This is a genomic window from Pseudomonas sp. TE6283, assembly GCF_054060555.1.
Genome location: NZ_JBSSDH010000026.1, coordinates 24,681 through 48,585 on the forward strand (window position 1 = coordinate 24,681; position 23,905 = coordinate 48,585).

26 protein-coding genes are annotated in these 23,905 nt (G+C 66.5%); 15 read left to right on the plus strand and 11 right to left on the minus strand.

Features of this window, described 5'->3' with window-relative positions; all coding sequences use genetic code 11:
- Nucleotides 1–179: 179 nt before the first annotated feature.
- From ACVWZ5_RS23635 to ACVWZ5_RS23645, 3 genes are all read left to right on the plus strand, one after another.
- The gene (locus ACVWZ5_RS23635; protein ID WP_232857244.1) at nucleotides 180–1,028 is read left to right on the plus strand and encodes a helix-turn-helix transcriptional regulator; all 849 of its coding nucleotides are present in this window, start codon (nucleotides 180–182) and stop codon (nucleotides 1,026–1,028) included.
- Between the two features lie 68 nt (nucleotides 1,029–1,096).
- A complete protein-coding gene (locus ACVWZ5_RS23640; protein ID WP_084942892.1) occupies nucleotides 1,097–2,587 on the plus strand; it encodes an aldehyde dehydrogenase in 1,491 nt (496 codons plus the stop codon).
- Nucleotides 2,588–2,609: 22 nt separating this feature from the next.
- Nucleotides 2,610–3,992: an aspartate aminotransferase family protein gene (locus ACVWZ5_RS23645; protein WP_062363373.1), complete on the plus strand. Its 1,383-nt coding sequence runs from the start codon at nucleotides 2,610–2,612 to the stop codon at nucleotides 3,990–3,992.
- Nucleotides 3,993–4,033: 41 nt separating this feature from the next.
- On the opposite strand, the gene ACVWZ5_RS23650 is transcribed toward ACVWZ5_RS23645, so the two are convergent.
- Nucleotides 4,034–4,831 carry a helix-turn-helix transcriptional regulator gene (locus ACVWZ5_RS23650; RefSeq protein WP_069017021.1) on the minus strand — a complete coding sequence of 266 codons (798 nt, stop codon included), beginning with the start codon at nucleotides 4,829–4,831 and terminating at the stop codon, nucleotides 4,034–4,036.
- A 205-nt stretch (nucleotides 4,832–5,036) separates the two neighbouring features.
- Between ACVWZ5_RS23650 and ACVWZ5_RS23655 the strand changes: the two genes are divergently transcribed.
- Both ACVWZ5_RS23655 and ACVWZ5_RS23660 read left to right on the plus strand, forming a co-directional pair.
- Nucleotides 5,037–6,401 (plus strand): APC family permease, encoded by a 1,365-nt coding sequence (locus tag ACVWZ5_RS23655; protein ID WP_084942889.1) that lies wholly within the window; start codon nucleotides 5,037–5,039, stop codon nucleotides 6,399–6,401.
- Between the two features lie 17 nt (nucleotides 6,402–6,418).
- On the plus strand, nucleotides 6,419–7,528 hold the full coding sequence (locus ACVWZ5_RS23660) for a DmpA family aminopeptidase (RefSeq protein WP_457340897.1): 1,110 nt from the start codon (nucleotides 6,419–6,421) through the stop codon (nucleotides 7,526–7,528).
- A 99-nt stretch (nucleotides 7,529–7,627) separates the two neighbouring features.
- Here the strand turns inward: ACVWZ5_RS23660 and ACVWZ5_RS23665 are convergent, their stop codons facing one another.
- Nucleotides 7,628–8,956: an MFS transporter gene (locus ACVWZ5_RS23665; RefSeq protein WP_096047872.1), complete on the minus strand. Its 1,329-nt coding sequence runs from the start codon at nucleotides 8,954–8,956 to the stop codon at nucleotides 7,628–7,630.
- 155 nt (nucleotides 8,957–9,111) lie between these two features.
- Here ACVWZ5_RS23665 and ACVWZ5_RS23670 point away from each other — a divergent pair, with 155 nt between their 5' ends.
- Both ACVWZ5_RS23670 and ACVWZ5_RS23675 read left to right on the plus strand, forming a co-directional pair.
- Nucleotides 9,112–10,215 carry a sugar diacid recognition domain-containing protein gene (locus tag ACVWZ5_RS23670; protein ID WP_280071532.1) on the plus strand — a complete coding sequence of 368 codons (1,104 nt, stop codon included), beginning with the start codon at nucleotides 9,112–9,114 and terminating at the stop codon, nucleotides 10,213–10,215.
- 111 nt (nucleotides 10,216–10,326) lie between these two features.
- The gene (locus tag ACVWZ5_RS23675) at nucleotides 10,327–11,466 is read left to right on the plus strand and encodes a glycerate kinase (protein WP_028692074.1); all 1,140 of its coding nucleotides are present in this window, start codon (nucleotides 10,327–10,329) and stop codon (nucleotides 11,464–11,466) included.
- 115 nt (nucleotides 11,467–11,581) lie between these two features.
- Here the strand turns inward: ACVWZ5_RS23675 and ACVWZ5_RS23680 are convergent, their stop codons facing one another.
- Nucleotides 11,582–12,229: a helix-turn-helix transcriptional regulator gene (locus tag ACVWZ5_RS23680; RefSeq protein WP_457340898.1), complete on the minus strand. Its 648-nt coding sequence runs from the start codon at nucleotides 12,227–12,229 to the stop codon at nucleotides 11,582–11,584.
- A gap of 227 nt (nucleotides 12,230–12,456) precedes the next feature.
- On the opposite strand from ACVWZ5_RS23680, the gene hisN reads away from it, so the two are divergent.
- Nucleotides 12,457–13,248 (plus strand): histidinol-phosphatase, encoded by a 792-nt coding sequence (gene hisN / locus ACVWZ5_RS23685; RefSeq protein WP_457340899.1) that lies wholly within the window; start codon nucleotides 12,457–12,459, stop codon nucleotides 13,246–13,248.
- Between the two features lie 80 nt (nucleotides 13,249–13,328).
- The gene (locus tag ACVWZ5_RS23690; RefSeq protein ID WP_084942880.1) at nucleotides 13,329–14,387 is read left to right on the plus strand and encodes a metal-dependent hydrolase; all 1,059 of its coding nucleotides are present in this window, start codon (nucleotides 13,329–13,331) and stop codon (nucleotides 14,385–14,387) included.
- 71 nt (nucleotides 14,388–14,458) lie between these two features.
- On the opposite strand, the gene ACVWZ5_RS23695 is transcribed toward ACVWZ5_RS23690, so the two are convergent.
- A complete protein-coding gene (locus ACVWZ5_RS23695; RefSeq protein WP_028692218.1) occupies nucleotides 14,459–14,641 on the minus strand; it encodes a hypothetical protein in 183 nt (60 codons plus the stop codon).
- Between the two features lie 101 nt (nucleotides 14,642–14,742).
- Nucleotides 14,743–15,081 carry a hypothetical protein gene (locus ACVWZ5_RS23700; protein ID WP_457340900.1) on the minus strand — a complete coding sequence of 113 codons (339 nt, stop codon included), beginning with the start codon at nucleotides 15,079–15,081 and terminating at the stop codon, nucleotides 14,743–14,745.
- A 161-nt stretch (nucleotides 15,082–15,242) separates the two neighbouring features.
- Between ACVWZ5_RS23700 and ACVWZ5_RS23705 the strand changes: the two genes are divergently transcribed.
- Nucleotides 15,243–16,064 (plus strand): shikimate 5-dehydrogenase, encoded by an 822-nt coding sequence (locus ACVWZ5_RS23705; protein WP_062363390.1) that lies wholly within the window; start codon nucleotides 15,243–15,245, stop codon nucleotides 16,062–16,064.
- A gap of 83 nt (nucleotides 16,065–16,147) precedes the next feature.
- On the opposite strand, the gene ACVWZ5_RS23710 is transcribed toward ACVWZ5_RS23705, so the two are convergent.
- The 3 genes from ACVWZ5_RS23710 to ACVWZ5_RS23720 form a co-directional block, all read right to left on the minus strand.
- A complete protein-coding gene (locus tag ACVWZ5_RS23710) occupies nucleotides 16,148–16,393 on the minus strand; it encodes a hypothetical protein (protein WP_028692221.1) in 246 nt (81 codons plus the stop codon).
- A 93-nt stretch (nucleotides 16,394–16,486) separates the two neighbouring features.
- Complete coding sequence (gene gloA, locus ACVWZ5_RS23715; protein WP_028692222.1) at nucleotides 16,487–17,014, minus strand: lactoylglutathione lyase; 528 nt, start codon at nucleotides 17,012–17,014, stop codon at nucleotides 16,487–16,489.
- Nucleotides 17,015–17,220: 206 nt separating this feature from the next.
- The gene (locus ACVWZ5_RS23720; protein WP_028692223.1) at nucleotides 17,221–17,577 is read right to left on the minus strand and encodes a histone-like nucleoid-structuring protein, MvaT/MvaU family; all 357 of its coding nucleotides are present in this window, start codon (nucleotides 17,575–17,577) and stop codon (nucleotides 17,221–17,223) included.
- A 346-nt stretch (nucleotides 17,578–17,923) separates the two neighbouring features.
- Here ACVWZ5_RS23720 and ACVWZ5_RS23725 point away from each other — a divergent pair, with 346 nt between their 5' ends.
- Complete coding sequence (locus ACVWZ5_RS23725; protein WP_084942878.1) at nucleotides 17,924–19,213, plus strand: OprD family porin; 1,290 nt, start codon at nucleotides 17,924–17,926, stop codon at nucleotides 19,211–19,213.
- A 64-nt stretch (nucleotides 19,214–19,277) separates the two neighbouring features.
- Complete coding sequence (cobF, locus tag ACVWZ5_RS23730) at nucleotides 19,278–20,027, plus strand: precorrin-6A synthase (deacetylating) (RefSeq protein WP_062573949.1); 750 nt, start codon at nucleotides 19,278–19,280, stop codon at nucleotides 20,025–20,027.
- Nucleotides 20,028–20,196: 169 nt separating this feature from the next.
- Here the strand turns inward: cobF and ACVWZ5_RS23735 are convergent, their stop codons facing one another.
- A complete protein-coding gene (locus ACVWZ5_RS23735; protein ID WP_186600665.1) occupies nucleotides 20,197–20,511 on the minus strand; it encodes a hypothetical protein in 315 nt (104 codons plus the stop codon).
- 160 nt (nucleotides 20,512–20,671) lie between these two features.
- Between ACVWZ5_RS23735 and ACVWZ5_RS23740 the strand changes: the two genes are divergently transcribed.
- Genes ACVWZ5_RS23740 through ACVWZ5_RS23750 form a run of 3 tightly spaced genes read left to right on the plus strand, consistent with a single transcriptional unit; the run spans nucleotide 20,672 to nucleotide 22,787 of the window.
- On the plus strand, nucleotides 20,672–21,316 hold the full coding sequence (locus tag ACVWZ5_RS23740) for a secretin and TonB N-terminal domain-containing protein (RefSeq protein ID WP_457340901.1): 645 nt from the start codon (nucleotides 20,672–20,674) through the stop codon (nucleotides 21,314–21,316).
- Entirely contained in the window at nucleotides 21,313–21,855 is a 543-nt protein-coding gene (locus ACVWZ5_RS23745; protein WP_028692228.1) for an RNA polymerase sigma factor, read from the plus strand. The genes ACVWZ5_RS23740 and ACVWZ5_RS23745 overlap by 4 nt, the downstream gene beginning before the upstream one ends.
- Before the next feature lie 29 nt (nucleotides 21,856–21,884).
- Nucleotides 21,885–22,787 (plus strand): FecR family protein, encoded by a 903-nt coding sequence (locus ACVWZ5_RS23750; RefSeq protein ID WP_336198047.1) that lies wholly within the window; start codon nucleotides 21,885–21,887, stop codon nucleotides 22,785–22,787.
- On the opposite strand, the gene ACVWZ5_RS23755 is transcribed toward ACVWZ5_RS23750, so the two are convergent.
- Together ACVWZ5_RS23755 and ACVWZ5_RS23760 are read right to left on the minus strand one after the other, a co-directional pair.
- Complete coding sequence (locus ACVWZ5_RS23755; RefSeq protein ID WP_062573952.1) at nucleotides 22,780–23,373, minus strand: type II secretion system protein GspJ; 594 nt, start codon at nucleotides 23,371–23,373, stop codon at nucleotides 22,780–22,782. The genes ACVWZ5_RS23750 and ACVWZ5_RS23755 overlap by 8 nt on opposite strands.
- Nucleotides 23,370–23,804: a GspH/FimT family pseudopilin gene (locus tag ACVWZ5_RS23760; RefSeq protein ID WP_081100285.1), complete on the minus strand. Its 435-nt coding sequence runs from the start codon at nucleotides 23,802–23,804 to the stop codon at nucleotides 23,370–23,372. The genes ACVWZ5_RS23755 and ACVWZ5_RS23760 overlap by 4 nt, the downstream gene beginning before the upstream one ends.
- Nucleotides 23,805–23,905 lie beyond the last annotated feature (101 nt).

Consider the following 23,905-nt stretch of genomic DNA (forward strand, 5'->3'; position numbering starts at 1 on the left):
ATCAACGCTGAAAACCTGGGGGCGCTGCGCGCCCCTGTCGCGACACAAGGCCGCTCCTACAGGGATCGTGCGGCAATTAAGACTTGCCCTTCATCTCCCTCACCCCGAAGGGTGATAGCCGCCCCGTCCCCCCCATGAAACAATCCCGTCCAGCACTCACCCTGGCGGGGACAACAACAATGAGCAACGCCCAGCTGAATTCGCCCGACTGGTATGCGCAGATGGCCCGCGTGGTCGATGCCATCGGCACGCCCGGCTTCGTCGAGGCATTGTTCGCCGCCCTCAACCAGCTGGCGCCGTGCCAGGCCATCACGGTGTTCCTGTACCCACGCAAAGGCCTGCCCTCGGCACTGTTCGCCAAGGACGACGAGGGGCCCTGGCTGCCCGAAGGCAACGTGCAGAAGTACCTCGAAGGCTACTACCTGTTGTGCCCGTTCTACCGCGCCTGCATGGACGGCATGCCCGCCGGCTGCTACCGCCTGAGCGATGTCGCCCCCGATCATTTCAAGCGCAGCGAGTACTACACCTCGTTCTACCAGCATGCCCACCTGGAGGACGAGCTCAACTACCTGGTGCCGCTGGACGCCCAGCTGTCCATCGCCGTGGCCCTGGGCAGCACCCGGCGCCTGGGCAGCCGCCAGGTGGCCGAGCTCAAGTGCGTCGCCGCCTGGGTGGTGGCGGTGGTGCGCCGGCACTGGGGGCAGCTGGATGCCGAGGCCCTGGGCGGGCGCTTCGAGAGCGCGCTGGGGCGGCAGATCAACGCCGCGCTGAACAATTTCGGCTCATCCCTGCTCACCGAGCGTGAATGCCATATCGCCCAGTACCTGCTGCGCGGCCATTCCACGCGCTCGCTGGCCGAGCGCCTGGGGATCAGCGAGGACACCGTCAAGACCCACCGCAAGAACCTCTACGCCAAGCTCGACATCGCCACCCAGGCCGAGCTGTTCTCGCTGTTCATCGCCTCGCTGGCCCAGGCCCAGGAAGGCCTGAGCAAGGACCCGCTGGAAAGCTACCTGCGACGGCGCTGAACCACCGTTTCACCTTATCCAGACAACGACAATCACCGGCCCCGCGTGTGGCCGGAGGGGAGACCTGCGTGCATACGAAAAGCGATTGGCAGCAGCGCGCTGCACGGCAAAGCTTCATCACCACCGCGTTGATCGACGGCCGCCCGGTGGCGGCCCGCGACGGCGCCACCTTCGCCGCCGTCAATCCGGCGACCGGGCGCTGCCTGGCCCAGGTCGCCGCCTGCGCCGACGACGAGATCGACCAGGCGGTGCGTGCCGCCCGCCGAGCCTTCGAGCACGGCCCCTGGGCACGCATGGCGCCGGCAGAGCGCAAGCGCGTGCTGCTGCGCCTGGCCGAGCTGATGCTGGCCCACCGTGAGGAGCTGGCGCTGCTCGATTCGCTGAACATGGGCAAGCCGGTGATGGACGCCTACAACATCGACGTCCCCGGCGCTGCCCACGTCTTCGCCTGGTACGGCGAGGCGCTGGACAAGCTCTACGACCAGGTCGCGCCGACCGCGGCCAGCGCCGTGGCAATGATCAGCCGCGAGGCGCTGGGCGTCATCGGCGCGGTGGTGCCGTGGAACTTCCCGCTGGACATGGCCGCCTGGAAGGTTGCCCCGGCGTTGGCCGCAGGCAACAGCGTGGTGCTCAAGCCCGCCGAGCAGTCGCCGTTCTCGGCCCTGCGCCTGGCGGAGCTTGCATTGCAGGCCGGGCTGCCGGAGGGCGTGCTCAACGTGGTGCCGGGCCTGGGCGAGACCGCGGGCCGCGCCCTGGGCCTGCACCCGGACGTGGACTGCCTGGTGTTCACCGGCTCCACCCAGGTGGGCAAGTACTTCATGCAGTACTCGGCGCAGTCCAACCTCAAGCAGGTGTGGCTCGAATGCGGCGGCAAGAGCCCGAACCTGGTGTTCGACGACTGCCGCGACCTCGATCTGGCGGCGCAGAAGGCGGCGTTCGGCATCTTCTTCAACCAGGGCGAGGTGTGCTCGGCCAACTCGCGGCTGTACGTGCAGCGCTCGATCCATGACGAGTTCGTCGAGCGCCTGCTGCGCCAGGCCCGTGAATGGTTGCCGGGCGACCCGCTGGACCCGGCCAGCCGCGCCGGTGCCATCGTCGATGCCGGGCAGACCGCGCGCATCGAGGCGGCCATTGCCCAGGGCCGGGCCGAGGGCGCTCGCCTGCTGTGCGGCGGCGAGCGGCTGAGCGTGAACGGCTCGCAGAACTTCATCACGCCGACGATCTTCACCGACGTGCGCCAGGACATGGCCCTGAGCCGCGAGGAGATCTTCGGCCCGGTGCTGGCGGTCAGTGCTTTCGACGACGAGGAGCAGGCCATCGCCCTGGCCAACGACAGCGTCTACGGCCTGGCCGCATCGGTCTGGAGCGACGACCTCAACCGCGCCCACCGCGTGGCCCGGCGGCTGAAGGCCGGCACGGTGTCGGTCAACACCGTCGATGCCCTGGACGTCACCGTTCCCTTCGGCGGCGGGCGCCAGTCCGGCTTTGGCCGCGACCTCTCGCTGCATTCGTTCGACAAGTACACCCAGCTCAAGACCACCTGGATCCAGCTGCGCTGACATTCACCCGAGGAGCACGACAATGAACGCACCTTTCTCGCCCAAACGCGACACCCGCGACTACCAGGCCAGCGACGCCGCCCACCACATCCACGCCTTCCTGGACCAGAAGGCGCTCAACGCCGAGGGGCCACGGGTCATCACCCGCGGTGAAGGCCTGTACCTGTGGGACAACGACGGCCGCCGCTACCTGGACGGCATGTCCGGCCTGTGGTGCACCCAGCTCGGTTATGGTCGCAAGGACCTGACCGCCGCCGCCGCCGCGCAGATGGACCAGCTGGCGTACTACAACATGTTCTTCCACACCACCCACCCGGCGGTGATCGAACTGTCCGAGCTGTTGTTCAGCCTGCTGCCGGGTCACTACAGCCACGCCATCTATACCAACTCCGGCTCCGAGGCCAACGAGGTGCTGATCCGCACCGTGCGCCGCTACTGGCAGGTGGTCGGCCAGCCGAGCAAGAAGATCATGATCGGCCGCTGGAACGGCTACCACGGCTCGACCCTGGCGGCCACGGCGTTGGGCGGGATGAAGTTCATGCACGAAATGGGCGGGCTGATCCCGGACGTCGCGCATATCGACGAGCCTTACTGGTTCGCTGCAGGTGGCGAGCTGACCCCGGCCGAGTTCGGCCGCCGCTGCGCCCTGCAGCTGGAGGAGAAGATCCTCGAACTGGGCGCCGAGAACGTCGCCGGTTTCATCGCCGAGCCGTTCCAGGGCGCCGGCGGCATGATCTTCCCGCCCGAGAGCTATTGGCCGGAGATCCAGCGCATCTGCCGCCAGTACGATGTGCTGCTGTGCGCCGACGAGGTGATCGGCGGTTTCGGTCGTACCGGCGAGTGGTTCGCCCACCAGCACTTCGGTTTCGAGCCCGACACCCTGTCCATCGCCAAGGGCCTGACCAGCGGCTACGTGCCCATGGGCGGCCTGGTGCTGAGCAAGCGCATCGCCGAGGCGTTGGTGGAACGGGGCGGGGTGTTCGCCCACGGCCTGACCTATTCCGGCCACCCGGTGGCGGCGGCGGTGGCGGTGGCCAACCTCAAGGCCTTGCGTGATGAAGGCATCGTGCGTCAGGTCAAGGACGACACCGGGCCGTACCTGCAGCGCATCCTGCGCGAGGTGTTCGCCGATCACCCGCTGATCGGCGAGGTGCAGGGCGCCGGACTGGTGGCGGCGCTGCAGTTCGTCGAGGACAAGGCCACGCGCAAGCGCTTCGCCAACGAGAACGACCTGGCCTGGCAGTGCCGCACCTTCGGTTTCGAGGAAGGAGTGATCATCCGTTCGACCCTGGGGCGGATGATCATGGCGCCGGCGCTGGTGGCCAGCCGAAGCGAGCTGGATGAGCTGGTGGACAAGACCCGGATCGCGGTGGATCGCGTGGCGGGGATGGTCGCCAGACGCTGAGTCTGGCTTGGCACCCTGGGGCGCAATGCGCCCCAGGGTCGTCATGGGTCCTGCGGATCATGTCCCAGTGACTGCAGGAACAGCGAAAACAACTCCGGCTGCGACGAGATGTCCAGCTTGGCGTACAGGTGCCGGCGATGGACCTTGATGGTCTCCGGAGAAATGGCCAGCCGCTCGGCCATGGCCTTGGATGAATACCCCCGCAGGATCAGCCGGGCGATTTCCAGCTCGCGCTCCGACAACACTTTCGCCCCGAACAGGCTCATGGCGTCGCGCACCTGGTGGGCCATGCCCGTCGCAGGCGCCGGGCGCAGGCTCAACTGCAGCCAGTGCTGGGCCATCAGCGCGACCACCCACGGACATACCACCGCCAGCAACCCATGACTGGCGCTGTCAAACCGCTCGCGGCGGCCCAGCGACAACGACAGGGCGCCACTTTCACCCAACTGCACGATGAACTGCACTTCGTCTTCCAGCACATGGTCGTGGAAGTACTTGAGGTAGTACTCGCTCTGGCGGAACTGGTCCGGCGCCACTTCCTCCAGGCGATGCAGACCATCGCCGATGCGCTCCTGGCAGGCCTGGTAGAACGGGTCGAGCTGGTACAGCCCGCTGAGGTACAAGGCCATGGCCTCGGGATTGCCTTCGCCCCGGGCATCGAAGATCTCCAGCGCGCGGGGCAGGCCGGCGCGCGGGTAGACCATCGCCAGCGCGTTGTCGAACGCCAGCCATTGCTGCAGCAACAGGATCAGCTGGCGCCAGAAGCGCGGCTGGCCGATCTGCTCGACGGTGCGGGCCAGGCCTGCGTGGGTACTGGCTTCGGTGAACAGGTTATGCATGCGGCGGCGCCATGAGAGTGAAGGAAGCGGGCTCGCCCGCGACAAGGCTCCCGCAGTGTTCAGAGCTTTTCACCCCGGCGTCAAGGGGCGTACCCCCTAAGGGTAATTGGCCCGGGCGTTCGCTCGGCCTACAGTCCAGCCCAGGTCCAGCGGCCGCGTGACCGGTTTTCCCCTCACAACCAATAACAACCAGAGGAAAAACGCCATGAGCTCCAGCGCAGCGCCCACGGGCGCGCTCCAGCAACGGCTGGGGGTGTTCGACGTGGTCGCCATCACCGTGTCGGCGGTGACCCCGGCCAGTTCCGTGTTCGTCATCGCCCCGTTCGCCATCCAGCAGGCCGGCAGCGGCGCCTTTCTTTCCTTCATCATGGCTGCGGCCCTGGCGCTGATGTTCGCCTGGTGCTACGCCGAACTGGGGCGTGCCCACAGCTCCGCCGGCGGTGAGTACGTGTACGCCAAGCGGGTGTTCGGTGGGCTGGCCGGCTACGCCACCTTCCTCACCGTGCTGGCCTCGATGCTGTTCATCCCGCCGGTGCTCGCCGCCGGTGCCGCCACCTACCTGAACAACGCCCTGGGTACCACGTTCGACACCCAGGCAGTGGCCCTGGTGATCGTGGTGTCGAGCTATGCGCTGGGCATCCTCAATATTCGCCTGAACGCCTGGATCACCGGGCTTTTCCTGTTCTGCGAGGTCGCCGCGTTGCTGGTGATCGTGACACTGGGTTTCGGCAACGCCAGTCAGCCGGTAGCGAGCCTGCTGCAACCGCAGATGCTCGAGCAGGGCAGCCTGGTCGTCGCACCCTGGGCGCTGGTGCTGGGGGCGGTGGGCATGGCCCTGTTCGCCTTCAACGGCTATGGTGGCGCGGTGTTGCTGGCCGAGGACATGAAGGACCGTGGCCGTACCGTGCACCGCGCAGTGCTGTGGTCGCTGGCGGTGGTGGTGGCGATCGAGGTGATTCCACTGGCGGCGCTGCTGGTCGGCGCGCCGTCGCTGCAGGCGATGCTGGCCAGCGGTGATCCGATCGGCTATCTGCTGACCGCCCATGGCAACGAGACCCTGGCGCGACTGGTCAGCGCCGGGATCTTCCTCTCGGTGTTCAACGCCATCGTCGCCATCGTCATCCAGGTCGGCCGTGTGGTCTACAGCAGCGGCCGCGATGCGATCTGGACGCCAACCCTCAATCGCGCCTTCACGCTGATCCATCCGCGCTGGGAGTCGCCGTGGCTGGCGACCCTGTTCCTGGCCGTCCCTTCGGCATTGCTGAGCCTGTCCGGCAGCCTGGAGCAACTGACTTCGTTCACCGTGCTGCTGTTGCTGCTGATCTACCTGGTGGTGGCGGCCTGCGCGCTGTGCAGCCGGGTACTGCGGCGCGACCGTGAGCACCCGTACCGCATGCCGCTGTGGCCATTGCCAGCCCTGCTGGCAGTCAGCGGCGCCGGCTGGCTGCTGGTGACCTTGCTGCGCGAGGCGTCGCTGCGCGACCTGTCGATCATTCTCGGGCTGCTGGCCGTGTCGATGGTGCTGTACAGCACCCACGGCCGCCTCAGCCCGACTTTCCAGAAATTGTGAGCATCCAAGGAGTACACATGCGTGCGCGTCAACTGGGCATCACCCTCGGCCACGGCACCCCGGGCCCGTTCAATGCCATCACCGACGTACCGGGAGTGCGGGTCGGCCACAGCACCCTGATCGACGAACAACGCCCGGCGCCGATCCGCACCGGGGTGACCCTGATCGAGCCGCGCGCGGGTGCGGCTCGCCAGCAACCGTGCTTTGCCGGTTGCCATGTGCTCAACGGCAATGGCGACGCCACGGGGCTGGAGTGGATCCGCGAGGCCGGGCTGCTGACCACGCCGATCGCCATCACCAATACCCATAGCGTCGGCGTCGTGCGCGACGCGCTGATCGCCGCCGAGCGCGAGCGCCTGCCGGACGACGCGGTGTACTGGTGCATGCCAGTGGTGATGGAAACCTATGATGGCCTGCTCAATGACATCTGGGGGCAGCACGTGACGCCGGCGCAGGTGCGCGAGGCGCAGCAGGCCGCGGAGTCCGGCCCGGTGCAGGAAGGTCCGGTGGGTGGTGGTACGGGAATGATCTGTCATGAGTTCAAGGGCGGTATCGGCACGGCCTCGCGGCGCCTGGTAGATGACCAGGGGGGCTGGACCGTCGGCGTCCTGGTCCAGGCCAACCATGGCCAGCGGCGCGAGCTGCGGGTCGACGGTTATCCGGTGGGGCGCCAGTTGGGTCACCTGCCGTCGCCCTTCGCCGAGGCCGAGGCGGGCACCCCGGGGATGGGGTCGATCGTGGTGGTGATCGCCACCGACGCGCCCTTGCTGCCGCACCAGTGCCAGCGCCTGGCGCAGCGGGCGTCGATCGGTATCGCCCGTACCGGCGGCGGTACCGAGGACTCCAGCGGCGATATCTTCCTGGCGTTTTCCACCGGCAACCAGGACCTGCCCGCAGCGGACTATGCGCGCAAGGGACTGGCGCAGTGCACGGCGGTGCGCATGCTCAACAACGACCATATCTCGGCGCTGTTCATGGCGGCGGCGGAGGCGGTGGAGGAGGCAATCGTCAATGCCTTGCTGGCGGGGCGGACGATGCAGGGAAAGGGCGGGCTTGTGGTGCCGGCGCTGGAGGGGGACACGCTGTTGACGGCGTTGCACGAGGCGGGGTGGAAGCCTCGCAACTAGCGTTGTGACCATTGCGAGCCAAGCCCGCTCCCACAGATCCTGCGCCGGCTGGCTACAGGCGTGGGAGCGGGCTTGCCCCGCGATGAGGTTGCCTGCTGTCTAGCGGGCTCCAGCCAACACGGCACTACCACCTCGCGAAACCCGCAACGCCACCAGGCTGCCGACCACGATCAACCCCGCCAGCGCATACAGCGCCGCGTCGGTCGAACCAGTCTGGTCCTTGATGAAGCCCACCAGGTAAGGGCTGAGGAAACCCGCCATCTGCCCCACCGAGTTGATGATCGCCAGGCCCGCCACCGCGGTGCCTGCAGTCAGCAGTGCAGTTGGCATCGGCCAGAACATCGGCAGGCCGGTCAGCGCGCCCATGGTGGCGATGGAAAGGCCGAGGATGGCGATGGTCGGGCTGCCGGCGAAGTTCACCGCGATCAGCAGGCCCAGGGCGCCCATCAGCATCGGCACCACAAGGTGCCAGCGGCGTTCGTTGCGCAGGTCCGCCGATCGTCCGACCAGGATCATGAACACCCCGGCCAGCAGGTAGGGAATGGCGCTCAGCCAGCCGATCAGCAGCGGGCTTTCAAAGCCCATGTTCTTGATGATCGACGGCAGCCAGAAGTTGATGGCGTAGACGCCGCTCTGGATGCAGAAGTAGACGAAACCGAAAGTCCAGATCAGCGGGTTGCCCAGCACCGACAGCACGCTGTCGCCGCGGGTGGCCGGCTTGCTGGCGGCGTCGGCCTTCAGGTCCGCCTCGATCAGTTGGCGCTCGGCCGGGCTCAGCCAGCGGGCGCTCTGGTAGCCGTCACTGAGCAGTACGATCGCCAGCGCGCCGAGCACCACGGTGGGCAGCCCCTGGATCAGGAACATCCACTGCCAGCCGGCCAGGCCATGCTGGCCGGCGGCGAAGTGGTCGAGGATCCAGCCGGAGAACGGTCCGCCGAGCAGGCCGGACACCGGGATCGCCGACATGAACAGCGCCATGATGCGGCCGCGGCGGTCCGCCGGGAACCAGCGCGAGAGGTACAGCACCACGCCGGGGAAGAAGCCCGCCTCGGCGGCGCCGGTGAGCAGGCGCAGGGCATAGAACTCGGTGGGGGTGGTGACGAACAGCAGGCAGGTGGACAGGCTGCCCCAGGCGATCATCATCAGCGCGATCCAGCGCCTGGGGCCGAAGCGGTTGAGTGCCAGGTTGCTGGGCAGGCCGCAGAGCACGTAGCCGATGAAGAAGATGCCGGCGCCTAGGCCGTACACGGTTTCGCTGAACTTCAGCGCGTCGAGCATCTGCAACTTGGCGAAGCCTACGTTGACGCGGTCCAGGTAGTTGAACAGGTAGCAGATGAAAATGAACGGGATCAGCCGCAGGGTGATGCGCCGGTACAGCGCGTTGCGGGTGCTCTCGATGCCTTGGTCAGGGGCGGGGCTGTGTGCCATGATCGGGTTCTCTGTTGTTATGGTTGTCACCGCGTCGCCTGTGCCGGCGCTCGCCTTGAGCAGTCTCGGGGAGTGTAGCGCGGCTGTCTTTGTGCTTTTGCACAGCTTCAGCCGCAGGCTGCTGTGCCGCCGACCAAAGTCGAAGGACCCTTGCAATGTTCGAACTGGACCATGACCTGGCCCAGGACATCGTCAATCGGGCGATGGCCATCCTGCCGTGCAACGTCAACGTGATGGACAGCCAGGGCCTGATCCTCGGCAGTGGCGAGCCCGAGCGCATCAATACCCGCCACGAAGGCGCGCAACTGGTGCTGGCCAACGGTCGTATCGTCGAACTGGATACGGACGCGGCCAAGTGCCTCAAAGGCGTGCAGCCCGGTGTCAACCTGCCGCTGATGCTCGATGGCCGGCTGATCGGCGTGCTGGGGCTGACCGGTGATCCGCAGCAACTGCGCACCTACGGCGAGCTGGTGCGCATGACCGCCGAGATGTTGCTGGCCCAGCGTCACCTGCAGGTGGAGCAGCAATGGCGTCGCCAGCGCTGCGACGACCTGCTGGCGCTGTTGCTGGGTGGCAGCGGTGATTCACCTCGCCTGGTCGACGAGGCCCAGCAACTGGGGCTCAAGCCCAACCTGCCACGGATTCCCTGTCTGTTCGAACTGCGTGCCGGGCCGCCGGCCGAAGCGCTGTCGGCCTGGCTGATGAACCGTTACCCGGAAAGCTGGTGCGTCAGTCCTGCGCGCCAGTCGTTGCTGTGGTGCCGTCCGGCGGGCCTGGTGCTGGACGAGCCGCGCCTGTTCGAGCGCCTGCAGCGCCATGGCTGGGACGTGGAACGCCTGGCACTGGGCAGTCCGGCGCAGAGCCTTGAGCAGTTGCGCCGTGGCTATCGACGGGTGCGCGACCTGCTGGCCTATGGCCGGGAAGTGCTGCCTGACGAACGCCTGCTGAGCCTGGCCCGCTATCGCCTGCCGGCGTTGCTCTGGCGGCATCGCAACGACGATGCGCTGGATGAACTGCTCGAACCGTTGCAACGCATCCGCGCCAAGGATGCCAGTGGCCAGTTGCTGCTCACCTTGCGCGCCTGGTGCGCCCATGACGGGCAGAGCCAGGCCTGTGCCGAGGCGCTGGGGATCCATCGCAACAGCTTGCGTTATCGACTGGAGCGGATTGCCGAGCTGGGGGAGGTGGATCCGTTGCGGATGGAGGGGATGTTGAGCCTGTATCTGGGACTGCAGCTGTTGCCGGCAAAGGGGTTGTAGCGTCGCGAACAGGCATCCGCCCAAACAACGCCCTTGTGTTTTGTGCATCCGACCGAGGCCGCTCTGGCGCACACCTGTCAGCATGCACGGCAACAGGACAGGAGAATCCCCATGAAGATCGTCATCGCCCCCGACTCGTTCAAGGACAGCCTCGACGCCGCCGGCGTCGCCCGCGCCATCGCCGCCGGCCTGGCCGAGGTCTGGCCGGCGTCCGAGCGCATCGAATGCCCGATGGCCGATGGCGGTGAAGGCACCATGGAGGCGATCGTCGCCGCCAGCCAGGGCGAGTTGCGCCGCCAGGTGGTGCGCGGCCCGTTGGGCGAGCCGGTCGAGGCGGGCTGGGGCTGGCTGGCCGCGAGCCGCACGGCGGTGATCGAGATGGCTCAGGCCAGTGGCATCCAGCTGGTGCCCAACGGCCAGCGCGACGCCTGCCGCAGCAGTACCTGGGGCACCGGTGAGCTGGTGGCCGCGGCGCTGGCGGCCGGCGCCTCGCGCATCGTCCTGGCCATCGGCGGCAGCGCCACCAACGATGGCGGCAGCGGCATGCTGCGTGCGCTGGGCCTGCGACTGCTGGATGCACAGGGCGCGCCCTTGGCCGAGGGCGGACTGGCCCTGGCGCAACTGGCGCGAATCGATGCCAGCGATCTGGATCCGCGCCTGGCGCAGGTGCGGGTGGACGTCGCCGCCGATGTCGACAACCCGCTGTGCGGCGCCAACGGCGCTTCGGCGATCTTCGGCCCGCAGAAGGGCGCCAGTCCCGAGCAGGTGCAGGCCCTGGACCTGGCCCTGGCGCATTTCGCCGATCATTGCGCGGCGCTGCTGGGCAAGGATGTGCGTGACCAGCCGGGCAGCGGCGCGGCCGGGGGCATGGGGTTCGCCGCCAAGGCGTTCATGGGCGCGCGGTTCCGCCCGGGCGTCGAGGTCGTTGCCGAGCTGGCCGGCCTGGATGAGCTGGTGCAGGGCGCGGACCTGGTGATCACCGGCGAAGGCCGTTTCGATGCCCAGACCCTGCGCGGCAAGACGCCGCTCGGCGTGGCGCGGGTGGCCAAGCGCCACGGCGTGCCGGTGGTGGTGCTGGCGGGGACCCTGGGGGCCGGCTACGAGCAGTTGTACGCACAGGGCATCGATGCCGCCTTTGCCTTGGCCAGTGGGCCGATGAGCCTGGAACAGGCCTGCGCCGAGGCAAAGACGTTATTGAAGGCGCGGGCCGGGGATGTGGCGCGGTTGTGGCAGGTGGCGCGCCAGCGCTGATTCTCAAGTCCTGCGGTAACCCTGAACAACGTCATGGCTGCTGCGCTTGCTGCCCCATTTTCTCCAACCCCCGCATAGTCCGCGTGCGTCACCGGCACCAAGGCGGTGACGCCGCTCAGGCCTCGGCATACATCCACCGCATCAGCGAATGCCGGCCACTGATTCCCAACTTGATTGCGGCGCGGCGCAGGTAACTCTCCACTGTGTTGACCTTCAGCAGCAAGTGCTGCGCCTGCTGTGGCGCCGTACGCCCGGCCAGCAGCCCTTCGCATACCTGCATCTCGCGTTCCGAGAGGCTGATTCCGGTTTGACGCAGTCGTTCAAGGAACCGCTGACCGAGGCTGTCCAGGTCCGCCAGCCCGACGGTGACGGGCTGCAACGCATTGATGTGCTTCTCGAGCATAGGCAACAACAAGGGCGAAATATCTTCCAACCGGCTGCGTTCGATGGCAGAAAAACCATTGCGCGTGCCCGCCCGCAGCACGGTTATTTCGTAGCGGTAGCCATCCTTGCGTCGGGTCAGGTGCAAGCGCGACGAATCGTCGAAGCCCCCACCGGGATCGCCGGCACTGAATACCGTCTCGTTGATCAGTGTCGTGTCAGGCTGGCTGGCACACGCGGGGTCGATTCGCAGTTGACGGATATGCGTCGCGTCAATGGTCAGATGGGTCTGGATCAGGTCGTGCAGGTGCCTGGGAAAGTGGCGGCTACCGGTACTGGATATGGCTTTGCCGATCTGCGGAAACAGCAGGTGCGAATTCATCGTGTCATCCATGATATGCGGTGGAACGGAGGCCCGCGCGCGCCAGTGACCAGCATCCTTGACTGCCGGCGGGGCCATTGGAGCTGCTTGCTATGCTAGTACAACGATTGAGTGACGGTTAAATGAAGCGGCAATAATGGCATAACAATATCATTGTCGGTGCCAGTCATCCGCCGCACCGCGCAGTCGGGTATCATGCGGGTCCTTTCAATCACGAGGCCCGCTCCATGTTCCTGAGCCCCGAAAAGACCGACGAATTCCGCTCTTTCGCCGAGCAGCTGGCCGATGCCGCCGCGGAGGCGATCAAGCCCTACTTTCGCGCCAGCCTGGACGTCGAGGACAAGGGGGGGCGCCTCTACGATCCGGTGACCGTCGCCGACAAGGCCGCCGAGGAAGCGATGCGCCGATTGATCCAGTCTCGTTATCCGGACCATGGCATCCTGGGCGAGGAGCAAGGCACGGCAATGGGCAACAGCCCGTTGACCTGGGTGCTCGACCCGATCGATGGTACCCGCGCCTTCATTACCGGCCTGCCGTTGTGGGGCACCCTGATCGCCCTCAATGATGGCGCGCGCCCTGTGGTCGGCGTGATGAACCAGCCGTTCACGGGCGAGCGCTTCGTCGGCACCCCCCAAGGTGCCTGGCGTGGGCAGACGCCGCTCAAGACCCGCGGCTGCGCCGACTTGAACTCGGCCACGCTGATGTGCACCACCCCCGACATGTTCGATACCCCGGCGCGCAAGGCGGCTTTCGAGGCCGTGGCCGGCAAGGCTCGCCTCATGCGCTACGGCGGTGATTGCTACGCCTATTGCATGTTGGCGTCGGGCTTTGTCGATGTGATTGTCGAGGCGAGCCTGCAGCCGTATGACGTGCAGGCCTTGATGCCGATCATCGAAGGCGCGGGCGGGGTGATCTCCGCCTGGGATGGCGGTTCGGCCCAGAACGGCGGTTGCGTGGTGGCTTGCGGCGATCCAGCGCTGCATGCGCAGGTGGTGGAAATGCTGCGTCACGCCATGTGACCCTCGCCAGCGAGCAGGCCTTCGGACGGTTTGCGCGCGTTTCTGGTTACCTTGGTCGATCGTGCGGGAGAATCGCCCCCTTGGACTCACTTACCCAAGCCGTACTTGGCGCAGCCTTGCAAGGCACCGTGCTGGGTCGCCTGCAAGGCCGTCGCGCATTGCTCTACGGCGCCGCTCTGGGCACCGTGCCCGATCTGGATGTGGTGATCCGCTACGCCGATCCAGTGTCGCAGATGACTTTTCATCGCGGCTTTTCCCACTCGATCTTTGTCCTGTCTGGCCTGGCCCTGGTGTTGGCCTGGCTGGTTGCCTGGCGCTGGCCGGACAAGGGTTACACCCGGCCCCGGCTGTTCCTGGCTTTCTGGCTGGCACTGGTCACCCATCCCATTCTCGACGCTTTCACCGTCTACGGCACCCAGTTGTTCTGGCCGCTGCACCTGACGCCGCAGAGCTGGGCCGCCGTGTTCATCATCGACCCGGTGTACACCGTGCCGTTGCTGCTGGCGGTCGGCTATACGGCGATCAAGGGGCTGCAGGGCAGGGCGACCTCGCTGCTGGCGCTGGCGTTGGCGTGCAGTACCGCGTACCTGGGGTTCGGCCTGGCTGGGCGCATGGCCGCCGAGCAGCGCTTCGAAATGGCCTTGCGGGCACAAGGCGTCACCCCCGGCGAGGTCCGGGCGGTGCCTATAGCCTTCAACAGCCTGATCTGGCGGACACTGGCGAAAACACCGGAGGGTGACTACTACGAAGGTGTGAGCAGCTGGTTTGACCGCGAGTCGCCAGAGATGCTGCGCCAGTCGCGCAACCTGGAGGTGGCCAGGGTGCTTCGCGGTTCGGCGTTGCACGAGCGGCTGCGCTGGTTCACCGACGACTGGCTGCGCTACGACATCATCGGTGATTCGCTGGTGGTCACCGATCTGCGCATGGGCATGCCGGGCAGCTATAGTTTCCGCTTCGAAATGGCCCGGCGCGACCCCTCCGGGCGGTGGGTTGTCACCCAGCCCAGAGGGTGGATCGGGGGCGGCGCCGCAGCCCTGTTCGATGGCGCCAGGCTGGCCTTGATCTGGCGCCGGATCCTCGAGCAGCAACCACCGCTGCCCCTGGCGGCCTGGGCGGCGCCGGGTTCAGGGCATTTGTGATACCCAAAAAAAAGCCCGCCATGGCGGCGGGCAACAAGAGGCGTAGGGAGCAACGCACAACAAGTTTCGGGTCAGGCGGTGAGCGTCTGGCCAAGCAAACGGTCGGCCAGGGTTTCAGCGGCGCGGCGACTGGTCAACGGGCCGCTGATGGTTTCGCCGTTGCGCAGCAGGTACCAGCAGGCCAGCAGGCCTTGTTGGCGCAGGCTGCCGGGTACCGCGCTGCCGACAACGGACATGATCTGGATCGGGGCCATGATGGATCTCCTCTCGAACATGGCCCCACCTTACGCAGATGCCCTCAGGGTTAGAAATCAATGTCCTCGATAGTGGTCATTGCTTTTATCAACGATGGCGCCTACCAGCGCGGTGGACCGTAGTACACCGGCGGTGGGCCGTAGTAGCGACGGTAGACCGGTGGCGGTGCCGGCACGTAGCGTTCGACCACGTAAGGCTGGTAGTAGACCGGTGGTGGCGGCGCCTGCACGTAGACCGGGGGCGGCGGATAGTAGGCTGGTAGTTGCTGGACATAGACGGTACGCGGAGCACTGGAGACGGCCGCCCCGAAAATCGCACCGGCCACGGCAGCACCGACGACCGGCCCCGGGCCGTACCAGCCGCCACCGTGGGCGGATGCCTGCCCGCTGACGGCCAGCGCGCCTACCAGCAGGGCGATTCCGGGGATGAAACGGTTCATGGTCGATCCTCACAAGACAACCCCACGTTCGGGGTTCGATTACTATGACCCCATCTTTGCGCAACTGCTTCCAGGGCAAGGGTAAAGGTTGTGTAAGGGGCGACCGGCGGCAGGGTCTGCTACGCTGGCGCAATCGTTTCAGCCATGACAGAGGATCCGCGATGAGCCATTCACCGAGCCGGGACACGGTGCTGTGCATCTCCCTGGCCGGGCGCCCCGGGACGTTCGGCGTGCGCTTTCACAACCATCTCTACCGCCAGCTCGGGCTGGATTACTACTACAAGGCCATGACCACCCAAGACCTGCCTGCTGCCGTTGCCGGCATCCGTGCACTGGGCATCCGTGGCTGCGGCGTGTCGATGCCGTACAAGGAGGCTTGCCTGGCGCTGGTGGACGAGGTCGATCCGTCCGCCGCGGCCATCGCCTCGGCGAACACGCTGGTCAACACCGACGGCCATCTGAAGGCCTACAACACCGACTACCTGGCGGTGCGCCAACTGCTGGCCCGACACCAGGTCGATCCATCCACCGCGTTCGCCCTGCGTGGCAGTGGCGGCATGGCCAAGGCAGTGGCCAGTGCGTTGCGGGATGCAGGATTCCGTGACGGCACTATCGTTGCCCGCAACGAGCAGGCCGGGCGGCAATTGGCGGATGTCTGCGGGTATCGATGGCTGCCGGAGCTGGGCGACCGGTGTCCGCCGATGCTGGTCAATGTCACACCGATCGGCATGGCCGGAGGGCCGGATGCCGAGCGACTGGCGTTTGCCGAAGCCGCCATCGAGGCGGCGCAGCGGGTGTTCGACGTGGTAGCCATGCCTGCGCGTACCCCGCTGATCCGCGCCGCCGAGGCGCTTGGCACGCCAGTGATCACCGGGCTCGATGTCATCGCCTTGCAGGCGCTGGAGCAGTTCGTGCTGTATACCGGGGTGCGGCCGACACCGGAGCAAATGCAAGCCGCCGTGGCGTTTGCACGGGAAAGTTGACGCCAGACGTCCCTGTTACAGGGCGCCGTTAACGCGCCGTATCGCCGGCGTACCGGCGATACGGCCGGGGCAGGTCACAGGATTCAGAACACTTTCCGGCCAGTCTCGTCCAACTGCTGGTCAACCAGCGCCCTGCCATGGGCCAGGGACACATGCTGGGCATTTTCCAGGTCGGCGAAGAACTTCATCGGCATCGAGATTCGCCGGCTGCAGTGGCCCGCAGGATCGGTGATCACGCAACCGGCCGCATAGGGCAGGGGCGAGTCGGGGTGAGGCATCACGCTGGCGGTGATGGTGTGGTCGCGGTATTCACAGTGAAGGGTTTGCATCGTCCTTACCTCGCTGTGGCTGGGAACAGGCGCTCCTTCTAGATACCACAGCGAGGGGCCGGGAGTTCCCGGCCCGACGAGCGCGACCGACGATCAGGCCTTGAGTTCGGTCGGCTGAATGATCTCGACCCAGTAGCCGTCCGGGTCCTTGACGAAAGCCAGGTGCTTCATGCGGCCATCGCTCAGGCGCTTCTGGAACGGCACGTCCAGGGCTTCGAAGCGGGCGCACGCGGCGACCACGTCGGGTACCGAGATGCAGATGTGCCCGAAGCCGCGTGGGTCGGTGTTGCCATCGTGGTAGGCGAACTCAGGGTCGTTTTCGGTGCCGTGGTTGTGGGTCAGCTCGAGCACGCCGGGGATCGACTTCATCCACTGGTGGCGTTCGGCGTCATCGGCCGGGATGGCTTTCTGGTCAACCAGGGCCAGGAAGTACAGGCTGAAAGCCGCTTCCGGGAAGTCACGCTTGTCAACCAGGCTGAAACCCAGCACGCGGGTGTAGAAGTCCAGGGACTTCTCGATGTCCTTGACCCGCAGCATGGTGTGGTTGAACACGAAGTGGGCGGTGGCGGTGTCCGGCTGGGCGGTGACGCCGGGCAGGGTTTGCAGATCGTGCAGGCTCATGGGTACTCCTGGATCAGGGCCTAAAACAGGCGGACCATGATACGGAAGTCCATCGCCAGCGCAAATGAAAGCGCCCCGCACGGGTGCGGGGCGCTGGAATTAGAGGCCCGCATGTGCGGGCGCGTGATGGGGTCGCTAGTCCTTTAGCTGGTTCGATACTGGGCCTGCGCATGTGAAAAAAGTGTGAAGCAGGTGTCGAGGTTTCATCACCGCACCCAACTTTCCACCGTCTGCGCCCCGTACTGTTCCTTCCAGGCTTTCAGCCCCCGATGGTTGCCGCCCTTGGTCTCGATCCGCTCGCCGGTATGCGGGTTCTGGTAGACCTTCACCACCCGTGGCCGACGCTGCTGCTTGATCGGCGCCGGGGCGCGGCTCGCGGCCTTCGGATCGAGGATGGCGATGATGTCGCGCAGGTTCTTGTCATAGCTTTTCATCAGGCCGACTAGTTTCTGCTCGAATTCGATTTCGCGTTTAAGGCCGGCATCCTTTTTCAGCGCTTCCAGTTGTGCCATCTGTTCCTTGAGCGCTTTTTCGGCAGCACGAAACTCTGCAAGTCTGGACACTGTCATCACTCCTGTAAGTCTGCCGTGGCGGGACGTGACGAACATGAAAACAGACTGAACGCCGGCCACGTGGATGGGTAAAGCTGTTCGCTAAGCGAGAGTGTAGTAGTCGCTTGCGAGTGGGTAAACAGCAAACTTTCAATCAATTAGCCGGGAACTTTGCCGGTTTTTTACGCGCTATTCGAAACCACCCTGGCAGAGGCGTTAGACCATGGTCCCATGGCGCAGGCTAGAGCCTTTGGCGGAAAATTATGGATGATGGTCGACATGTATTCGTTCATCGCGTAGTGCCGGTGCAGATGACTGCCCGGATGGTTTTTCGCCCTTCTTTTGGATGTTCCCTCGCATGTTTGCCCCTTTCCCCCTCGCCCCCGGGCGCCGAGTTGCCGGCCTGTTCTTCCTGTGTGCCGGTGTCAACGCCCAGGCCGCCGGTTTTCTTGAAGACAGCAGTGCCAAGGTCGAAGCACGCAATGTCTATTTCAACCGGGACTTCCGTGATGGCCACAGCAGTTCCAAACAGGGTGCGTCGAAACGCGAAGAATGGGCGCAGGGGTTTATTCTGAATGTCCAGTCCGGTTATACCCAGGGGCCGGTCGGCTTCGGGGTGGATGCCTTGGGCATGGTCGGTTTCAAACTCGACTCCAGCCCCGCCGACAGCAACAGCGGCCTGTTGCCGTCTTCCGGTCACGACCCGCGCCACTCTGCCGACCAGTACGCCAAGATGGGTGTCGCCGGCAAGGTGAAAGTGTCCAATACCGTGCTCAAGTACGGATCGATGATGCCGGACGTGCCGTTGCTCAAGTACAACGACGGCCGCCTGCTGCCGACCATGTTCCACGGTGCCTGGCTGACCTCAGAGGAGGTGCGCGACCTCAAGTTCACCCTGGCGCGCCTGAACCAGTACACCGCGCGGGACTCCACCGACCGCCAGGATATCCGCGTGCACTGCAAGAACAAGCGCTATGCCTGTGACATCGAGGCCGACCACTTCGACCTGGCCGGTGTCGACTACCGCGTCAACGAGCGTGTCAGCGCCCAGTACCAGGTTTCCAAGCTTGAGAACATCTACCGCCAGCACTTCCTCGGCCTGGTCGCCAGCCAGCCACTGGAGGTCGGCACGCTGTCGGCCGACCTGCGCCTGATCAAGAGCGACGACATCGGCAACGCCCGCGCCGGGCACATCGACCACCGCGCCTTCAGCGGCATGCTCGGCTACAGCCTCGGTGGCCACAAGCTCAGCGCCGGCTGGCAGCGCATGTACGGCGACAGCGCCATGCCGTACCTCGACGGCAGCAACCCGTACCTGGTCAACTACGCCCAGGTCAACGACTTCGCCGCCGCCCAGGAACGCTCCTGGCAGGTGCGCTACGACTACGACTTCAAGGCCCTGGGCGTGCCCGGCCTGACCTTCTTCACCCGCTATATCAACGGCGACAACGTCAAGGTTCCCGGCAGCAATGCCGAAGGCAAGGAATGGGAACGCGACAGCGAGCTGAAGTACCAGGTGCAGTCCGGCACCTTCAAGGACGTCAGCGTGCGCCTGCGCAACTCCACCTACCGCAGCAACTACGAGAAATGGGCGCGCGACATGGACGAGACCCGGGTCATCGTCAGCTACAACTTCTCGATCTTCTGAGCCGCTTTGCCAAAGGGCCGGTGGTCGGTCGACAATGACCACTGGCAACCAGGCAGGGCAGGCGATGAAACAGCTTCTACTGATCGGCATCGGGCCGGGCGATCCGCGCCAGGTCACCTATGAGGCGGTGGAGGCCCTGCGCAGCGCCACGGTGTTCTTCGTCCTCGACAAGGGGGCTGACAAGGACGAACTGGTGCGCCTGCGCCGGGCCATTATCGAGCGCTACCGGCCCGAGGGCGGCTACCGCCTGGTGCAGGTCGAGGACCCCCGTCGGGACGGTCAGGCGCCGGACTATGTCGGTGCCGTGCAGGACTGGCACGTCCAGCGCGCCGCGTTGTACGCCCGCCTGATCGAGGATGAACTGGGCGCCGCCGACACCGGCGCCTTCCTGCTGTGGGGCGAGCCCGGGTTGTACGACAGCACCCTGCGCATCCTCGACCTGGTGCGCGAGCGAGGCGTGGCGCTGGCCTTGCAGGTGATTCCCGGCATCAGCAGCATCCAGGCCCTGGCCGCCCGCCACCAGATCCCCCTCAACCGCATCGGCGAGCCGCTGACCGTGTTGCCGGGGCGACGCCTGGGCGAACAGGCGCGGATCGACAACGTGCTGGTGATGCTCGACGGCCAGTGCGCCTTTGCCGACCTGGACGACCCGCAATTGGTGATCTATTGGGGCGCCTACCTGGGCACGCCGGACGAGTTGCTGGTCAGCGGGCCGTTGCTGGCGGTGAAGGCACGCATCATCCAGTTGCGCGAGGAGGCGCGGCGGCGCAAGGGGTGGATCATGGATACCTATCTGTTGCGCAGGGAGGGGTAGTGGTGCCCATGCTGTAATTTCGTCGGGCCAACAAGCCGGACCAGGCATTGGTACAGGATTGATTGGCCCGAAACAGATGCAGGAGCGGCCTTGCGTCGCGCGGGCGGCGCTCGATCTTGTAGGCGCTACAACTCTATCGCCAGAAACCCAGCAGACTCCGCCAACCCCCTCAAGGCCGCTGTGGCACCACGGAATTGCCAAAACTGTTACCCATGCGCGTCGAGGTCGCCGCCGGCGTCGCCAGCCCCATCTGGTTCGGCGCCCTGCGCTGCATCTGCCGTGCCGGATCCAGCTGCTCGCGCAGCCCCTTGGCGGCGCGCGGGTCAGTGCCTTGCAACTGCCGGGTCAGGCAGTCATAAGCCAGTGCCCGTGATTGGCCGACCTGCACGTCGATACAGCCCTGGCCGTCCTTGGACTGTTCGGCGTACGCCGGCAGGGCACAGGCCAACAGCAGGGGCAGGATGGTCAGGGGCAGGCGGGCCATGGCGGGTCTCCGGGCAATCGTTCCTCGGCGCAGTCTAGTCCCTGCAGGCCGCCATCGGGGTGAAGCTTTGGTTGCCGCTGGCTGTCACCACAGCGTCATACACAGGCCCCAGGATGACGTTTCCCCGGCGACGGCGGCCAGCAAGGAGGCCCGGACAGCTGTGCGTGCATTGCTCGTGGCCGGCGTGCTGATGCTGGCCGGGTTGCTGGCGGCTCCCGGTCTGCGCGGCCAGCCGTTGCTGACCCTGGATATCCCGGCGCAGGCGCTGGACCGGGCGCTGGACAGCTTCGGCCAACAGAGTGGCCTGGCCGTGCTGGTCGACCAGGCCTTGCTCGCCGGTCAGCGCTCCAGCCCGGTCGTGGGCCGTTATCCGGCGCGCGAAGGCCTGCAGCGACTGCTGCAGGGCACCGGTCTGCAGGCGAGCTACAGCGACGGCGGCTTCACCCTGCAACCGTTGCGCCTGCGCGGCACACCCGCGCGCGGTCGCGCCGGTGGCTCGTCACCGGGCAGTTATGCGCTGGCGCTGCAACACGCGGTCGAACGCGCCCTGTGCGCCTCGCTACTGACCCGGCCGGGCGCTTACCGGGCGGCCTTGCAGGTGTGGATCGACGCCAACGGCCAGGTGGTGCAGAGCCGCCTGCTGGCCTCGACCGGCGATTTCACCCGCGACGCAGCGCTCGTCGAGCGCCTGCGCACGGTGCGCCTGGAACAGGCGCCGCCGACATCCCTGGCGCAGCCGCTGACCCTGCTGCTGCGTCCGGAACCTATGGATTGCCCACTTTCGCAAGGAGCTGCGGCGGCATGAACAAACCTCGGGACAGTGCGCTGGTCAAGCTGTTTCTGACCTCCTACGACGCCTTCAGGGTACGCCTGAGGCGTCGACTCGGTTCTGATGACCTGGCCAACGACGTGCTGCAGGAAACCTACCTGCGGGTTGATCGCATGGACGCGACGCACGACCTGCAACGCCCTGGCGCCTACCTGTACCGCATGGCCCTTAACGTCGCTGCCGACCGCCGCGAGGCCGACGCCCGGCTGCTCACCGGTGCCGAGATCGAGGCGTTGCTGCAGGTGGCCGAGGACCAGGACCCGGCGCGCATCGTCGGCGGCCAGCGCGAGATCCAGAACCTGCTGGGCGCCCTCTACGAACTGCCGGCCCGGCGCCGGCGGATCTTCATCGCCGCCCGCCTGGAGGAGGCCTCGCACCTGGAAATCTCCCAGCGCTTCGGCATCTCCACGCGCACGGTGGAAAAGGAACTCAAGGCGGCGCTGGGGCATTGCGCGATGCGCCTGGACAGAAAAGTGTTTCAGCGGTTCGGTCCCGGCGCGGGAAAACCGTCTTGAACGATAGTCGACCTCTTCATGTGAGCCCCATGTCCCAGATTCCGCCCGATCCCGACTTGCAGCGCCAGGCCCAGGACTGGCTGTTGCGGCTGACGTCCGGCCAGGCCACCCAGGCCGATGCCCGGGCCCTGCGCCAGTGGTGCGCGCGCAGCCCGGCGCATGCCGAGGCGTTCGCCCAAGCACGCCAGCTCTGGCATTTGCTCGGCCCTGCGGCACGGCAGGCGGGGCACGGTGCGCCGTTGCTCGGTCGCCGGGCGTTGCTGGGCGGCGCGCTGGCGGCATCGGTGGCACTGGTGGTCTGGCGCGGCGGCCTGCTCGAGGCGGCCATGGCGCCAGCACCGGCGTTTGCCACCGAGGTCGGCGAGCAACAACGGGTGGAGCTGGCGCCGAGTATCGCGCTTGAGCTGAACGTGCGTACCCGGGTCAGCCGCGAACCTGAGGGTATCGCACTGCTGGCCGGCGAAATCGAGGTACAGGCCGGCCAGCCCTTGCAGGTGCGGGCGCAGGATGGGGTGATCAGCACCGAGCAGGCCCGGTTCAACGTGCGTGAGGACGATGAAGGAGTCTGTGTGGCTTGCCTGGGGGGCGAGTTGCGCGTGGCCGTCCAGGGGCGGGTCGAGGCGCTGCCGGCGGGCCGTCAGTTGCGCTATGGCGCCCAAGGCATCGGTGCGCCCGAACCGTTCGACCCGGGCCAGGTGATGGCTTGGCGCGAGCGCATGCTGGTATTTCGCGATGCGCCATTGGCCCGGGTGATCGATGAGATCAACCGCTACCGTCCTGGTCGCCTGGTGTTGCTCAACCCCACGCTGGGGCGCCGACGGGTGCAGGCGCGGTTCAGTTTCGACCAGTTGCGCCAGGCCGCCGAACTGATCCGTGTCGCCTATGGTGCGCGCTGTCTGGAGCTGCCGGGCGGCGTGGTGCTGGTCAGTTGAACGGCCCCAATACCTGGCGGTAACGCTCCTCGCCCTGAGGACCGCGGCGGGTAAGCCGCACCTCGAGGCCGATGGGGTTGTCGTCGGCCTCGCTGGCCGGTGCGCGCCAGCCGCCCTTGGCCTGCCAACTGCGCAGGTCGAAGGCGCTTACGTTATCCAGCACCGCCACCGCGGCCTTGGGCGCGGGCAGCGCAAAGCGCTCGCGCAGCGGCGCGGCGGCGCGATACAAGGTGCCGCCACGCACGTACCAGCGCACCCGTTGCAGACCGCTGCCAGAGGCGGCGCCTGAGCGCACCAGCTCAAGCCGGTCGGCACGGGCGCGTACTGCTGGCAACAATGGTTTGCCGGGCGGTTCGCGGCCGGGCAGGGCCGGCTCGACCAGTTCGACGGTGGCGCGCAGGGCCAGGTCGCGTTCCAGTTGCTGGAACACCCGCAGGATCGCCTGTTGGTCTTCGCTGGCCTCACGCACATGCCGGTCGGCGCGGCTGACGCTGTCCAGCCCGCGCCAGGCGACCAGGCTGACCACCGCCATCAGCAGGATGGCGATCATCACTTCGACCAGGGTGAAGCCCGCCTGCCGGTTCATGGCTGGCTGATCCGCACCTGGCCGGCGGCGTTGCGCGCCAGCTCCACCCGCACCGCGCCGCTGCGCAGGCGCAGGGTCAGTGGCGTGCCGATCCACTCGCCATCGAGCCATACCGCGCCGCGGGGCTCGCTTTGCACCTTGACCGCCTCGGCCTGCCAGCTGCGCGGCTTGAGTGGGCCGTCAGCGAGCACTTGGCCGTCGGCGCGGATGAAGCGGTAGCCGCCGCGGTCGCTGTGCCAGCGCAGCGGCTGGCCGTCGGCCTGGACCTCGCTCTGCGCCAGCTCCAGCAGGCGTGCCAGGCGCTCGGCGTCGGCGCGCAGGTGCTTGCCCGGGTCGGGGCGGATGTTCAGGCTGATGGTGGCGCTGGCGATACCGACGATCACCAGCACCACCATCAGTTCGATCAGGGTGAAACCACGTTGTCCGTTCACGGGGCGCTCCTTGTCCTGCCAGGCAGCTTGCCCGAGCAAGATGATCGCCGTGTGAAACAAAACCGTGAGAATAGGTCGGTATGCTCGGGCGCAGGCACACC

What these genes read in the sequence shown, in the direction of transcription:
- ACVWZ5_RS23635 (WP_232857244.1), top strand. Translation starts at nt 180, where the DNA reads ATGAGCAACGCCCAGCTGAATTCGCCCGACTGGTATGCGCAGATGGCC.
- ACVWZ5_RS23645 (WP_062363373.1), top strand. Translation starts at nt 2,610, where the DNA reads ATGAACGCACCTTTCTCGCCCAAACGCGACACCCGCGACTACCAGGCC.
- ACVWZ5_RS23650 (WP_069017021.1), bottom strand. Translation starts at nt 4,831, where the DNA reads ATGCATAACCTGTTCACCGAAGCCAGTACCCACGCAGGCCTGGCCCGC.
- ACVWZ5_RS23655 (WP_084942889.1), top strand. Translation starts at nt 5,037, where the DNA reads ATGAGCTCCAGCGCAGCGCCCACGGGCGCGCTCCAGCAACGGCTGGGG.
- ACVWZ5_RS23660 (WP_457340897.1), top strand. Translation starts at nt 6,419, where the DNA reads ATGCGTGCGCGTCAACTGGGCATCACCCTCGGCCACGGCACCCCGGGC.
- ACVWZ5_RS23665 (WP_096047872.1), bottom strand. Translation starts at nt 8,956, where the DNA reads ATGGCACACAGCCCCGCCCCTGACCAAGGCATCGAGAGCACCCGCAAC.
- ACVWZ5_RS23670 (WP_280071532.1), top strand. Translation starts at nt 9,112, where the DNA reads ATGTTCGAACTGGACCATGACCTGGCCCAGGACATCGTCAATCGGGCG.
- ACVWZ5_RS23675 (WP_028692074.1), top strand. Translation starts at nt 10,327, where the DNA reads ATGAAGATCGTCATCGCCCCCGACTCGTTCAAGGACAGCCTCGACGCC.
- ACVWZ5_RS23680 (WP_457340898.1), bottom strand. Translation starts at nt 12,229, where the DNA reads ATGAATTCGCACCTGCTGTTTCCGCAGATCGGCAAAGCCATATCCAGT.
- hisN (WP_457340899.1), top strand. Translation starts at nt 12,457, where the DNA reads ATGTTCCTGAGCCCCGAAAAGACCGACGAATTCCGCTCTTTCGCCGAG.
- ACVWZ5_RS23695 (WP_028692218.1), bottom strand. Translation starts at nt 14,641, where the DNA reads ATGGCCCCGATCCAGATCATGTCCGTTGTCGGCAGCGCGGTACCCGGC.
- ACVWZ5_RS23700 (WP_457340900.1), bottom strand. Translation starts at nt 15,081, where the DNA reads ATGAACCGTTTCATCCCCGGAATCGCCCTGCTGGTAGGCGCGCTGGCC.
- ACVWZ5_RS23705 (WP_062363390.1), top strand. Translation starts at nt 15,243, where the DNA reads ATGAGCCATTCACCGAGCCGGGACACGGTGCTGTGCATCTCCCTGGCC.
- ACVWZ5_RS23710 (WP_028692221.1), bottom strand. Translation starts at nt 16,393, where the DNA reads ATGCAAACCCTTCACTGTGAATACCGCGACCACACCATCACCGCCAGC.
- gloA (WP_028692222.1), bottom strand. Translation starts at nt 17,014, where the DNA reads ATGAGCCTGCACGATCTGCAAACCCTGCCCGGCGTCACCGCCCAGCCG.
- ACVWZ5_RS23725 (WP_084942878.1), top strand. Translation starts at nt 17,924, where the DNA reads ATGTTTGCCCCTTTCCCCCTCGCCCCCGGGCGCCGAGTTGCCGGCCTG.
- cobF (WP_062573949.1), top strand. Translation starts at nt 19,278, where the DNA reads ATGAAACAGCTTCTACTGATCGGCATCGGGCCGGGCGATCCGCGCCAG.
- ACVWZ5_RS23735 (WP_186600665.1), bottom strand. Translation starts at nt 20,511, where the DNA reads ATGGCCCGCCTGCCCCTGACCATCCTGCCCCTGCTGTTGGCCTGTGCC.
- ACVWZ5_RS23745 (WP_028692228.1), top strand. Translation starts at nt 21,313, where the DNA reads ATGAACAAACCTCGGGACAGTGCGCTGGTCAAGCTGTTTCTGACCTCC.
- ACVWZ5_RS23750 (WP_336198047.1), top strand. Translation starts at nt 21,885, where the DNA reads ATGTCCCAGATTCCGCCCGATCCCGACTTGCAGCGCCAGGCCCAGGAC.
- ACVWZ5_RS23755 (WP_062573952.1), bottom strand. Translation starts at nt 23,373, where the DNA reads ATGAACCGGCAGGCGGGCTTCACCCTGGTCGAAGTGATGATCGCCATC.